This window comes from Streptomyces sp. NPDC028910, assembly GCF_055564955.1.
Genome location: NZ_JBVHVF010000009.1, coordinates 162,052 through 174,398, shown reverse-complemented (window position 1 = coordinate 174,398; position 12,347 = coordinate 162,052). Strand labels below are relative to the sequence as shown.

The 12,347-nt window shown below is 73.1% G+C and carries 9 protein-coding genes; 5 read left to right on the top strand and 4 right to left on the bottom strand.

Annotation, left to right across the window (positions count from 1 at the left end):
- Positions 1-18: 18 nt before the first annotated feature.
- The gene (locus ACZ4TV_RS14600; protein ID WP_468134391.1) at positions 19-948 is read right to left on the bottom strand and encodes a LysR family transcriptional regulator; all 930 of its coding nucleotides are present in this window, start codon (positions 946-948) and stop codon (positions 19-21) included.
- Between the two features lie 71 nt (positions 949-1,019).
- Between ACZ4TV_RS14600 and ACZ4TV_RS14595 the strand changes: the two genes are divergently transcribed.
- The 3 genes from ACZ4TV_RS14595 to ACZ4TV_RS14585 all read left to right on the top strand — a co-directional run bounded on the left by ACZ4TV_RS14595 (position 1,020) and on the right by ACZ4TV_RS14585 (position 5,030).
- Complete coding sequence (locus tag ACZ4TV_RS14595) at positions 1,020-1,976, top strand: NAD-dependent epimerase/dehydratase family protein (RefSeq protein ID WP_468134389.1); 957 nt, start codon at positions 1,020-1,022, stop codon at positions 1,974-1,976.
- 92 nt (positions 1,977-2,068) lie between these two features.
- Positions 2,069-3,874, top strand: a complete 1,806-nt coding sequence (locus tag ACZ4TV_RS14590) for a serine/threonine-protein kinase (RefSeq protein WP_468134387.1) — start codon at positions 2,069-2,071, stop codon at positions 3,872-3,874.
- 70 nt (positions 3,875-3,944) lie between these two features.
- A complete protein-coding gene (locus ACZ4TV_RS14585; RefSeq protein ID WP_468134385.1) occupies positions 3,945-5,030 on the top strand; it encodes a DUF2330 domain-containing protein in 1,086 nt (361 codons plus the stop codon).
- Positions 5,031-5,059: 29 nt separating this feature from the next.
- Here the strand turns inward: ACZ4TV_RS14585 and ACZ4TV_RS14580 are convergent, their stop codons facing one another.
- The 3 genes from ACZ4TV_RS14580 to ACZ4TV_RS14570 all read right to left on the bottom strand — a co-directional run bounded on the left by ACZ4TV_RS14580 (position 5,060) and on the right by ACZ4TV_RS14570 (position 9,095).
- Positions 5,060-6,682, bottom strand: coding sequence for a carboxylesterase/lipase family protein (locus ACZ4TV_RS14580; protein ID WP_468134383.1), 1,623 nt, complete (start codon positions 6,680-6,682; stop codon positions 5,060-5,062).
- A gap of 123 nt (positions 6,683-6,805) precedes the next feature.
- Positions 6,806-7,717 carry a 5'/3'-nucleotidase SurE gene (gene surE / locus ACZ4TV_RS14575; RefSeq protein WP_468134381.1) on the bottom strand — a complete coding sequence of 304 codons (912 nt, stop codon included), beginning with the start codon at positions 7,715-7,717 and terminating at the stop codon, positions 6,806-6,808.
- A gap of 127 nt (positions 7,718-7,844) precedes the next feature.
- Positions 7,845-9,095, bottom strand: a complete 1,251-nt coding sequence (locus ACZ4TV_RS14570) for an MFS transporter (protein WP_468134379.1) — start codon at positions 9,093-9,095, stop codon at positions 7,845-7,847.
- Positions 9,096-9,811: 716 nt separating this feature from the next.
- Between ACZ4TV_RS14570 and ACZ4TV_RS14565 the strand changes: the two genes are divergently transcribed.
- Entirely contained in the window at positions 9,812-10,564 is a 753-nt protein-coding gene (locus ACZ4TV_RS14565) for a phosphatase PAP2 family protein (protein WP_468134377.1), read from the top strand.
- A 124-nt stretch (positions 10,565-10,688) separates the two neighbouring features.
- Positions 10,689-12,290: a carboxylesterase/lipase family protein gene (locus tag ACZ4TV_RS14560; RefSeq protein ID WP_468134376.1), complete on the top strand. Its 1,602-nt coding sequence runs from the start codon at positions 10,689-10,691 to the stop codon at positions 12,288-12,290.
- Positions 12,291-12,347 lie beyond the last annotated feature (57 nt).

Here is a 12,347-nt window from a genome sequence, read left to right as displayed (position 1 = left end):
GCCCGCACAGGAGGCGGTTCACGGGCGCCCTTCGGCCCGCGCCGAGGCGGCGGCGGAGCTCAGGGCGTCGGACAGGGCATCGGTGTAGGGCTGCGCGCGGCGTCGGCGCGGGAGGACCAAGCCGATGTGCCGGGCGGGGCGCGGGGGTTCGACGCGGACCACGGCCAACTCCCGGCCCGGTGCCTGGGCCGGGGCCAGCGAGACCTGCGGGACGAGGGAGACGCCGACGCCCGCCGCGACCAGCGCCTGCGCGAAGAAGTAGTCCGTGGTGGAGGCCCCCACGCGCAGGTCGAAGCCGGCGAGCTCCGCGTAACGGCGCAGGAAGGCCTCGGTCTTGAGGCAGCCCAGCACCCACCGGTCGGCGGAGAGTTCGGTCAGGCCCACCGAGGGCCGGTCGGCGAGGCGGTGGCCGCGCGGCAGGACCAGCCACAGCGGATCCTCCATCAGCGGCACCCAATCGAGCCCCGGGCGCTCCCCCGGACGCACGGGCGCCGGCCCGTCGAAGTGATAGGCCAGCGCGAGATCGGCCGCGCCGCCGCGCACCATCGGGACGGCATCCTCCGGCTCGCTCTCCAGCACCGTCAGCTCCACCTCCGGATGCGCGTCCACGAACCGGGACAGCGCCGCGGGCAGCAGGTGCCGGCCCCCGCTGGTGAAGGTGGCGACGGTCAGGCGCGGACGCTCCACGGTGAGCCGGTCGATCGCGCGGCGGACCTGGTCCAGTTCGGCGGAAATGGTCTGCGCCGCCTCCACCAGCAGCCGGCCGGGCTCGGTGAGGGTGACCCCGCGCGTGCTGCGCACCGCCACCGGACGGCCGAGGGTCCGCTCCAGCGCCGCGATGTGCTGGGAGACGGCCGACGGGGTCAGCAGCAGGGCTCCGGCCGCCTTGTTGAAGCTGCCGTGCTCGGCCACCGCCCGCAGGACGCGCAGCCGCTGCACATCGATCATCAGTTTTCCTTAACGCCGGTTCAGCAGCTCGTCAGTTCCGCTGGGGACGATACAGCGGCAGAGTCGCACGCATGAAGCGGATTCTTGTCATCGGCGGTAGCCGGTACTTCGGAAAGACCCTGGTCAGCCGCGTGCGCGACGCGGGGAACGAGGTCACCGTCCTCAACCGGGGCTCCAGCGCCCCGCCCCCCGGCGTCGGCCACCTCCTCGCCGACCGCGACGACGAGGAGCGGCTGCGGGCGGCGCTGGGCACGCGCGATTTCGACGTGGTCATCGATCAGGTCTGCTACACGCCGCTCCAGGCCGCCGTCGCCCGGCGGGTGTTCGCCGGGCGGACCGGGCGCTATGTGATGACCTCGACGATGGAGGTGTACGACCCGGCCACGCTCCCCGTCCCCGCCACGCTCCCCGTCCCCGCCACGCTGCCCGCCCCGATGCCCGCTCCTGTCACCGAGGAGCACCTCGACCCCGCGCGCCTGCCGCTCGCGGCGCCGGCCGGGCCCGCGCTCGGCACCGCGCTCGATACCGCGCGCGCCTACGCCGAGGGCAAGCGGCAGGCCGAGGCCGTCTTCCTGCGCGAGCCGGCCTTTCCGTACGTCTCCGTACGCACCGCGCACGTCCTCGGTGGCGGCCGGGCGGAGTTCACCGGCCGGCTGGCGCACTACGTCGAGCGGATCGGCGCCGGGACCCCGGTCGAGGTCCACGAAGCCCCGTACGCGACCTCGTTCATCCATCACCTGGAGATGGCCGGCTTCCTGCACTGGACGGCGGAGCAGACCTTCACCGGGCCCGTCAACGCGGCCTCGCACGGCGCTCCGGACGTGATCGCGCTCTGCGAGACGGTCGCCGGGCAGGTCGGGCGGCGCCCGCGCTACCGGGTCGTCGAGAAGGGCACCGCCGCCTCGCCGTTCTCCTTCGACCGCGCCTACGCCATGGACAACGGGCGGGCCACCGCCCTGGGTTTCGGATTCGGCCGGGTCGCCGACTGGCTGCCCGGGGCCGTCGCCGAGACCCTGCGCTCCGCCTGACGGGTCACCGGTCGCCGACGCGCCGAGGCGGGCGCGATCGTTGGGTAGGGTGCCGGTCGACAGGAAAGATCTGCGGGGGGAGACATGAGTTGATGAGTGGTCACCAGCCGGGCCGGGACAGTTCCCCCCAGGTCTTCAAGCCGCTCGACGCGGACGACCCGACCACCATCGCCGGATACCGGCTGGCCGCCAAGCTCGGCGCCGGCGGCATGGGCAAGGTGTACCTGTCGTACACCCCCGGCGGCCGGCCCGTGGCCATCAAGGTGATCCGCCCAGAGTTCGGCGAAGACGCCGAATTCCGCCGCCGGTTCGCCCAGGAAGTGCAGTCCGCGCAGCGGGTGCAGGGCCTGTTCACCGCTCCCGTCATCGACGCCGACACCGACGGCGCGCAGCCCTGGCTGGCCACCGCGTACGTGCCGGGCCCCTCGCTCGCCGACGCGGTGGCCGCGCACGGGGCGCTGCCCGTCGAGGCAGTGCTGCTGCTGATCGCCGGGATGGCCGAGGCCCTGCACGTCATCCACGGCGCGGGCATCGTGCACCGCGACCTCAAGCCGTCCAATGTGCTGCTCGCCGCCGACGGGCCCCGCGTCATCGACTTCGGCATCGCCTACGCCGCCGACGCGACCTCGCTCACCGGCAGCGGCGTCACCATCGGCACCCCGTCCTTCATGGCCCCCGAGCAGGCCGCGGGACGCAAGGTCACCCCGGCCACCGACATCTTCGCGCTCGGGCAGGTCGCCGCGTACGCGGCCACGGGAGCCCCGGCCTTCGGCGAGGGCACCTCGCACGGCGTGCTCTACCGGATCGTCCACGAGGAGCCCGACCTCAGCGGGGTCCCGGACCGGCTGAGCGAACTGGTCACGCGCTGCCTCGCCAAGGACCCGGAGGCCAGGCCCTCGCTCTCCGAGGTCATCGCGCTCTGCCAGGCCGCGAACGCCGAGACGGTGCTGCGCCGCCCCGAGGACTGGCTCCCGGCCCCCGTCGCCGCCGACATCACGGTGCGCGCGGCCGCTCCCGCCCCGCTCCAGACCCCGCCGCCCCCGTCGAGCCCGCCGACCGCCCCGGCCGCTCCCGCCGTGGCGGCCTACTCGCCCACCACGCCGGTGGCCCCGGCCACGCCGCCCCCCGGCTACGGGCCGCCGGCCCCGCACCCGGCCCCGGGGCAGTACCCCACGCCCGCGCCCGCCCCCGTCCCCGCTCCTCCGCAGGTGCAGGCCCACCACTACGCCCCCACCCAGTTCCCGGGGCAGCCGCGGCCGCAGCCGCAGCCGTACCCCGGATTCACCGGGCACCCGGCGCCCCAGCCGCCGAAGAGCCAGAGCCGGCGGGGCGCGATCGCCGTCGTGGCCGTGATCGCCTTCGGCCTCATGGGCAGCGTCACGGCGTACGCCCTGCTCAAGGACAGGGGGCAGCAGACGCAGGGCGGCGGCTCGTCGCAGAGCCCGCAGAAGACCGGCGAGGGCGCGGCGGGCGACGCGAAGCCGAGCGCCAAGGCCGATCCGAAGCCCACCGACTTCAAGGGCATCAACCTCACCGCCGGCTACCACTTGACCCTCGGAGACGACGAGGTCCGGCCCCAGCAGGGCGAGGACGGCGGATACGAACTCTCCTACGACACCGGCGGATACCTCGACGCGGAGGCCTCGGGCGGAAACCTGGCACTGCTCGATCCCGGCCAGGAGGGATCCCTCGCCGCCTGCCGCGCCGAGACGCGGTTCGCCGGCGACCTCTACCTCAACAAGATCGCAAAGGGGCGGCAGGTCTGCGTCACCACGGGCACCGGGCACATGGCCCTCGTGACCGTTCAGGGCTTTTCGCCCGAGGGATCGCCCAGCAAGTACATCACCCTGGACGTGACGGTCTGGCGCAACGCACTGCGCTCCGGATCCGGCAGCTGAGCAGCGGACCGATCAAGGTGGTCACCCGCGGAACCGGATCACGCAAGTGATCGTCTGAGACCCCGTGTGGATGAAACGAAGAATTCTCGCCGTGCTGTTCGCTCTGCTCGCGACCCAGCTGGGCGCGCTGGTCAACCCCGCCCACGCGTGCGGCTGCGGGGCGATGGTTCCCGACGGCCAGTCCCGGATCGGGGTCGACCGGGAGACCTCCGTCGTGCGCTGGGACGGCCGGACGGAGCAGATCGTCATGCGCTTCACCGTCCGCGGGGACGCGCGGCGGGCCGCCTGGATCATGCCGGTCCCGGGGCGGGCGACGGTGGAGCTGGGCGACGGGGACATGTTCAAAGACCTGGAATGGCTGACCCGGCCCGAACGCAAGACGCGCAGCTACTTCTGGCCGCGCGGCCGCGACTGGCCCTTCTCCTCCGGCCGCGGGGACGGTGCGAGCGCACCGGCGCCGGGCAGCGCTCCGGAATCGGTCGGCGTCGTCGGCCGCGAGCAGCTCGGTGACTTCGACGTCGCACGGCTCACCGCCACCGACCCGGACGCCCTGAAGAACTGGCTGGAGAGCAACGGGTTCAAGCTCCCCGACCGCCTCGCCGCCGAGGTCAAGCCGTACGTCGACCAGCGGTGGGAGTACGTGGCGATACGGCTCGCCCCGCGGCAGCAGGGCATGGTGCTGGGGGGTGACCTGGACCCGCTGAAGATACGCTTCGAGAGCGACCGGCTGGTCTACCCGATGCGGCTCTCCCGGATGGCGAAGACGCCGCAGTCCCTCGGCCTGTACGTGCTGGCCGACCACCGCATGGAACCCGCCACCCGGATCGGCGGCTCCGCGCCGAAGGTGACCTTCGCGGGGACCGTCCAGCCGAAGGACGGCCCGCTCGCCGAACTGGCCGGCGCCCAACCGGTGTTCCTCACCGCGATCGACCAGGAGTTCCCGGAGCCCGACCGCATCGACGCGGACCACGAACTGCGCGCCACCGCCAAGGACACCCCGTACCGCCGGGTGGTCTACCGCGACCGGATGCTGACGGTGGGCGACGGCATCCCGGTCTGGCTCCTGACGGTGTCCGCCGTCCTCGTGGTGCTGGCGTCCTCCTTCGCGGTGACCCGGAGCCGTCGCCGCCGCCCGGCTCGCGTGAACGTCCCCTAAAGGGTGTCGGCTCCGGGGTGAGGGCCGCCTCAGACCGGACGGGGCGGCTGGGTCCGCCAGAAGGCGCACTGGTGGTCCGCCCCGAAGGAGGTGGTCGTCCGGGTCGCCGACGGATGGAGGGTCAAGGCCGTGCCGTCGCCGGCGCCGGTCGGCGGCCAGGGAGTCTGACCCGCCACGACGGGGGCGCCGAAGCGTGCGAACGCGCCCCAGTAGCGCTTCATCCGGGTGCCGAGAGCCACCTGGACCGGGGTCAGCGGGCGCTCGCCCATGGTGAAGTCGTGCAGATAGGCCAGCTCCGCGCTGTGCGCGTTCGACTCGTCCAGGCCCGGCACCTGCGCACCCGCGAGCGTGGGCGACCGGGGGTCGTCGAACTCGTAGACGAACGTCGGGACCTGGGACGCGAAGAGCTGAGCCGTCCACGCGGTGTGGCAGGCGAAGGTCGAGTCCGTCATGACGGCCGACAGCGCCAGATACGGCGAGCCGTGGTCAGCGACCGGATAGCGGGCGAGCACCTCGGCCCCCGCCGCCCCGTAACCGGCCAGGACCTGTTCCGCGTACTGCTCGGCCGTCAGGTGCGGCTGGGTCAGCGCCACGAAGAAGCGGGCCTCGGAGCGGGTGCTCCCGATCAGGACCGGCACCTTGTTCCACGCACCGCTCCCGATGGCCTGCGCCGGGGTGAGCGGAACCAGCCCGTCACCGGACGCCGGACCCGGCGTGGGCAGCGTACGGGCCGCCTCGACCAGCGCCGCTCCGGAGGCGGCGCGCAGGCAGCCGGCCACCTCGGCCGCGGTGGCGCACCCCACCCGCGCGGCGAAGGACAGCGCCTGCGCCTCGGCGCTCGCGCTGTCCGGCGTACGCAGGAGGGTGCAGGGGCCGCTCTGCAGCACCGCGCGGTGGAACAGGCCCGCGGCAGACGGGGCGGCCAGCAGCGCACAGACGGAACCGCTGCCCGCGGACTGCCCGGAGACGGTGACGCTGTCCGGATCCCCGCCGAACGCGCCGATGTTCTCCCGGGTCCACCGCAGCGCCGCGAGCTGGTCCATCAGGCCGAAGGACCCGGAGCGCAGGTCGTTCTCCCGGCCCAGCTCGGGAAGGGCCAGATATCCGAGCTGCCCCAGCCGGTAGTTGATGCTGACCACCACGCTCTGGGTGAGATCGGCCATGGTGCGCCCGCCGAACTGGGTACCCGTTCCCTGGCTGTACGCGCCCCCGTGCATCCAGAGGATCACCGGAAGCCGGGCTCCGGGGCGGGCCGTCCGGGGCCGGTACACGTCCAGGTACAGGCAGTCCTCGCTGACGGCCCCCGGATCGCTCAGGCCGAACGGCGAGAACTGCAGGCAGGCGGGGGCCTGCCGGACGGCGTCCCGCACCCCGTGCCAGCGGTGCGGCGGCTGAGGTGCCCGCAGCCGTGCGTCCCCGACCGGGGGAGCGGCGTAGGGGACACCGAGGAACTCCTGTGCGCCGTCGCGCGATTGGCCGCGCAGGGCGCCCTGCGCGAGCGTGACCACCGGGCGCGGTGATCCGCCGGACGCCGCTGCCGGTGGCGACGCCCAAGCAAGCAGGGCCGCCACAGCGAGGGCGGCGGCGAGCAGGGATCTCGCGTGGCCGAGCAGGGATCGCGCGGAGGGCAGCCGTGTCCCGGGCCTGTTCATCCGTCCTCCTGGAGTCTTGCCGCGTGCTTGCCGAATGCGTGCGGGTACTTGCCGAGGTGGTGCCGGGTTCGACCGGCGGGGGCCGAGCGGCACACCGCTCCGCCCCCGACCGGTCCGCAGGGCCTACGGACGGAGCCCGGAGATCAGGGCGGAGGTCACGGCGTGATCGGCGGGGCCGGTGTTCCAGTCGGCGTTCATCGGGCTGACGGCGATCCGGCCGGCGCTCACGGCCTCGATGTCGCCGCCCTTCGCGGCGGGCCGCAGGGCCACCTTCACGGTCACCTTCCATGTGCCGTCGCCGGCATCGGTGAAGTCGGGTTCGAGGAGGGTCTGCGGATCCTGGAAGGTCGCGGCCACGCCGGCGGCCGTGCCCTTGCCGTCCGCGCCGACGACCGGGTGGTTGACGTTCAGGCCGACGCCCTCGGGGAGCAGGGGACCGGACCGGGCCCGCGCCCGCAGCCGGTCGATCAGCTTGACCGCGAACTCGACCGTGGGACCCATCGCGTTGACCGTGGTGACCGGGTCGGGCGCGGAGAGGCCGCCGGTGCTCAGCGCGATGGCCGGCACGCCGTGTTCGAGCGCGGCGACGGCGCCGCCGACCGTACCGGAGTGGGTGGCGAGCCCGGCGACGTTCGGGCCGAAGTTGGTGCCGGAGACGACCAGGTCGGGGGCCTTGCCGGCGAAGACCTCGGCCAGTGCGAAGGCGACGGAGTCGCCCGGAGTGCCGTCGACGGCCCAGACCTTGGGCTCGGGATGCTTCACCGCGATCGTGGGGGCGCTCATCATCTTCGTGCCGGTGCCGCTCTGGTTGGTGAGCGGGGCGACGATCGTGACGTCGTGTCCGGCGGCGGTCAGACGCTCGAAGGCCTTGCGGATGCCCGGCGCGTCGTAGCCGTCGTCGTTGGTGAGGAGGATCCGCAACGGGGCGGCGGTCGCGGGTGCGGTCTGCGGCGAGGCGACCGCGGGTGCCGTGCCGGCCAGGGCCGGCGTGCACAGCATCAGGGCGGCCAGCGGCAGAACGCGCTTGCGTCTCACAGAATGCTCCTTCAGAGGGGACGGAGAGGGAGGGTGGGCGGGGAGGGTGCCCGGCGGGCGCGCGACCCTCGGCGCGCGCCCGCCGGAGTTCCGGCCGGGCTCTTCGGCGACGGGCCCGGGCAGGAAGTCAGCGCACGCTGCGGATCGGGAGGATGGCGAGCGCGCCGATCAGGGAGAGGGCCCCGCCGACCAGGAAGAGCGGGGTGTAGCCGCCCAGGCCCGTGACGACGGCCGAGGCGACGAAGGGGGCGATGATCTGCGGACCGGCGTTCGCGATGTTCAGGACGCCCATGTCGCGGGCGGCGTCCTCGGCCCGCGGGAGGACCAGGGTGACGAGCGCGGTGTCGACGGCCATGAAGCAGCCGAAGGCGAGTCCGTTGAGCGCGCTGAAGACGAGCATGCCGGTCCAGGTCGGGCTGACCACGGGGACCACCATGACGAGCCCGGCGAGGGCGGCCGATACGCCGACGAAGACCTTGCGGCGGTTCCAGCGGTCGGACAGCAGACCGCCCAGCACGGTGGACAGGGCCATCGCCACCATCGACACGGGGGTGAGGACGGCCATCGCGGCGGGCGGCGTGAGTCCGGCGGGCAGTGCGATGTGGTCGCCGAGGATGTAGAGCTGGTAGCCGACGACGGAGAAGTAGCCGAGGACCATCAGGGCCCGGCCGATGAAGGCCCACCGGAAGTCGTGGTTGGCCAAGGCCGAGAGGAAGGCCGCCAGTTGGCCGCGCTTGGGCGTGGGCGGCGCATCGGCGGCCTCGGTGCGCGGGACGTCCCGGCAGAAGCCGGTGAGCAGCAGCGCGGCCACGGCGACGATCGCGCCGAAGACGAGATAGCCGGTGCGCAGGTGTTCGGCGGTCTGGGAGGCGACGAGCACGCCCACCGTGCCGCCGATGGGCAGGCCGAGCCCGACCAGGGCGGAGGCGGTGCCCCGGCGGGTGACGGGGATCCGGTCGGGCACGATCGCGGTGACCGCCGCCTGGTAGACGTTCATGGTCGCCTGGATCAGGCACCAGCCGATGCCGACGAGCAGCGCGGTGCTCACGCTGCCGAGGAAGGCCAGGCAGGCGAGGGAGGCCAGGGCGCCGCCCAGGATCCAGGGGTTGCGGCGCCCGCTGCGGTCGGAGAGGGCGCCGGCGATGGGGTTGAAGGCGGTCGCGAAGATCGCGCTGATGCCGCCGATCAGGCCCAGGACGGCGACCTTGTCCGCGGGAGCGATCGCGGCGATCTGAGTGGGCAGCAGGACCGAGCCGACGCCCATGTAGACCGCCATCATCGCGGAGTTGGCGACCAGCAGCAGGGGCAGGAGCCCCCGCTGACGGGTGGGTTCCGGTATCGGCGGGACGGGCGGATCGACGACTTCGTGCGTGGCCATGACGACTCCTCGGGGGACGGAGCGGGGAGGTGGCGTGCGTGGGGGGAGAGGGGCGGGCCGGCGCTCCGCGAGCGGACGCCGGGTGGCGTTGTCGCCGGGAGATGCGGCGGACGAGCGCGGTGGGGACGAACGCGGTTCACTTGGTGCTGTTACACGTGTCACCAACTGCGTTGGAGACTGTGTAGCACCCATTTCCAGGCACCGCCAGGGTCTGAGATGGGTCGTTGTGCAGATCGTGACCGGAGTCCACCGTCGAAGGGGGAAGGCGTGTAACCGCGGCATCGAGGCCACTGCGCAGGGCTGATGTGTCGAAAAACCCTCTTGCACTTGTGGCGGCCGTCACGCATCGGTAATACTCCGTGCCGCACCGCGACGACCTCGCTGCCGGAGGTCGTGTCCCTCCCCGCCCCGGCGGTAACGAGCCGTCTCCTCGCATCGAGTCCGGCCCGCGGCCCGCCCGGCAATGGCTCGGGAACCGCGGACGATCCGGGCTTCACGTGCCTGATCGGCCAGGAACGGGCCCTTCTTTATCGGCGGCCCGTGCGTCCCCCGCCGCCTCCCGCTCTTCGCTTCCCTCGTTTCCTTTCGCCCCCTCTCGCCCCCTCTCGCCCCCTCTCGCCCCCTCTCGCTCCCTTTCGCCCCCTCTCGCTCCACGCTCCTGTGCCCGCTCTCCGCGTGCCCCCACCGCCTGGGGAGACGACCGTGAAAGGCCCGCCATGTTCCCCTCGTCCTCCCTCGTGCCGCCTCCCCGTCCGTCCCGCCCGCCCCAGCCGCCCCGGCACCACCTTCCGGCGGCCCCGCCGCGTCACGCGCTCGCCTTCGGGATCGGCCTCCTGCTCCTGTCGCTCCTGATCGGACTGCTGCTCCGGCTCGACCGGCGGCCCTACTTCCAGGGGCTCGACGACCGCTGGGCCGCCTCGGCGAACGATTCCTCCGCCGGGGGCTCGGGCGGCTCCGGCGGCTCTGACGGGCTGGGCGGTTTCGCCATCGTCCTCGACCGGCTCGGCGGCCCGATCGGCCTGGTCCTGCCGCTCGCGCTGGTCGGCTGCCTCTGCGTCTACGGGCGCTGGCGCTCGGGGCTGTTCGTCTTCTCGGCGGCCGTCGCCGCCAACGTCCTCGTGCTGCTGCCCCTCAAGCAACTGGCCGACCGCCCGCGCCCGCCGGACCCGTGGGTCCTGGTCAACGACGGCTCGTACCCCTCCGGGCAGGTGTTCAGCGCGGTGACGCTCGTGATCACGGTCGCGGTGGTGGTGTTCCCGCCGCGTGCGCGACGCTGGTGGTGGGCGATCGGCGCCTCGTACGTCCTCGCCATGATGGGGAGCCGTACCTGGCTACGCGCGCAGTGGCTCAGCGACACCTTCGCCGGCGTCCTCCTCGGCCTCGGAACCTGTCTGGTGCTGTGGCGGGTCTTCGAGCCGCTGTTGCGGACGGAGTCGGAGCGCATGGCCTCGGACAGCCTGTGGCTCTGAGGGCAGGGGTGAGGCGCCGAGCGGCCCCCGGCATATCGTGAATGATTGACGTCCGCCAAAATCGCGCCATAATCTCGAACTGTCGGTGCGCATCCTGTGCGCGACAGCCAGGAAGGAACGGCTCATGCCTCACTCCCCAGGCCGGGACCAGACGGTGGTCGAGCTCCCCGCAGGGCGCCTGCGCGGCGCGACCGAAGGCGGTGTCGCCGTCTTCCGCGCCGTGCCCTACGCCGCACCGCCGGTCGGTGACCTGCGCTGGAAGCCCGCTCGGCCGCATGCCGGCTGGAGCGGTACGCGGGACGCCACCGCCGACGGCCCGAGCGCGCCGCAGATGTACCGGGAAGACGGCGACCCGGTGCTCGGCGGGCACGGGGCGCCGCCCTTCGACGAGGACTGCCTGACCCTCAACGTCTGGACGCCGGCCGCCGACGGCGCCCGCCGCCCGGTGCTCGTCTGGATCCACGGTGGCGGCTTCGTGTCCGGCTCCGGCTCGCTGCCCGGCTACTCCGGCGAGACCTTCGCACGCGACGGCGACCTCGTCGTCGTGAGCGTCAACTACCGCATCGGGCCTCTGGGTTACCTCTCCCTGGGCGAGGGCGACAAGGGCGACGAGGGCGACGAGGGTGAGGGTGGTGGCAAGGCTGACGCCGGCGGCAACCACTGGCTCACCGACCAGCTCGCCGCCCTGCGCTGGGTCCGGGAGAACATCGCCTCCTTCGGCGGCGACCCGGACCAGATCACGGTCGCCGGGCAGTCGGGCGGCGCGGTATCCGCCGCCGCCCTCGCCGGCCACCCGCAGGCCCAGGGCCTGATCCGGCGGGTGATCCTGCAGAGCCCGCCCTTCGGCCTGGACCTCCCCGGCCCCGACGCGTACCTGGAGCGCACCGCCGCCTACCTGGAACTCGCCGGCGCCAAGGACCTGGCGGAGCTGCGCGTACTGCCCTGGCAGGAGCTGATCGCAGCGGGCGCCGGTCTCTTCGAGCGGACCACGCGGTGGGGGTACTGGCCGACGCCCTTCCTGCCCGTGATCGACGGAGTCACCCTCCGGACCCATCCGGCGCAGGCCCTGCTGAACGGCGCGGCGACCGGCATCGACGTCCTGATCGGCTGGACCCGGGAGGAGGCCAACTTCGGTTTCGCCCTCGACGAGGGGTACGCCGCCGCCACCCGGGAGCAGGTGATCGACCGGATCGCGGACACGTTCGGGAACGAAGCCGCCGCCGACGTGTACGCGGCGTACGAGCGCGCCAGGCCCGGAGCCCGTCCGGCCGACGTCCTCATGGACCTCATCACGGACGAGCTCTTCCGGGTGCCCGCCGTCCAACTGGCCGAGGCCAGAGCCGAGTCGGGCCACCCGGTATGGGCCTACCAGTTCGACCTTCCCACGCCCGCTTACGAGGGCCGTCTGGGCGCCGCGCACTGCCTCGAACTCCCCTTCGTCTTCGACAACTTCGAGCAGTGGTCGCACGCGCCCTTCCTGGCCGGGCTCACCCCTGCCGTCCGCGACGGACTCGCGCACGCGATGCACCGGGCCTGGATCGCCTTCGTCCGTACGGGCGACCCGAACCATCCCGGGCTGCCGCGGTGGCGACCGTACGACACGCAGGCACGCACCACGATGCGCTTCGACTCGGTCGTGACCGCCCTCGACGACCTCGCGGGGCCCTCCCGGCTCCTGCACGGGCCCGTCCGCACGTCTGTGCACACCACCGCTCCCTTGATTTAACTCGTGTAACCTGAAAAGGAAGGAGCAGGACCAGCCGAGGAAGCATCGAGGGACGTC

Excerpts from the sequence above, each read along its gene's own strand:
- ACZ4TV_RS14600 (WP_468134391.1), bottom strand. The coding sequence starts at position 948 with ATGATCGATGTGCAGCGGCTGCGCGTCCTGCGGGCGGTGGCCGAGCAC.
- ACZ4TV_RS14570 (WP_468134379.1), bottom strand. The coding sequence starts at position 9,095 with ATGGCCACGCACGAAGTCGTCGATCCGCCCGTCCCGCCGATACCGGAA.
- ACZ4TV_RS14580 (WP_468134383.1), bottom strand. The coding sequence starts at position 6,682 with ATGAACAGGCCCGGGACACGGCTGCCCTCCGCGCGATCCCTGCTCGGC.
- ACZ4TV_RS14560 (WP_468134376.1), top strand. The coding sequence starts at position 10,689 with ATGCCTCACTCCCCAGGCCGGGACCAGACGGTGGTCGAGCTCCCCGCA.
- ACZ4TV_RS14590 (WP_468134387.1), top strand. The coding sequence starts at position 2,069 with ATGAGTGGTCACCAGCCGGGCCGGGACAGTTCCCCCCAGGTCTTCAAG.
- ACZ4TV_RS14565 (WP_468134377.1), top strand. The coding sequence starts at position 9,812 with ATGTTCCCCTCGTCCTCCCTCGTGCCGCCTCCCCGTCCGTCCCGCCCG.
- ACZ4TV_RS14585 (WP_468134385.1), top strand. The coding sequence starts at position 3,945 with ATGAAACGAAGAATTCTCGCCGTGCTGTTCGCTCTGCTCGCGACCCAG.
- ACZ4TV_RS14595 (WP_468134389.1), top strand. The coding sequence starts at position 1,020 with ATGAAGCGGATTCTTGTCATCGGCGGTAGCCGGTACTTCGGAAAGACC.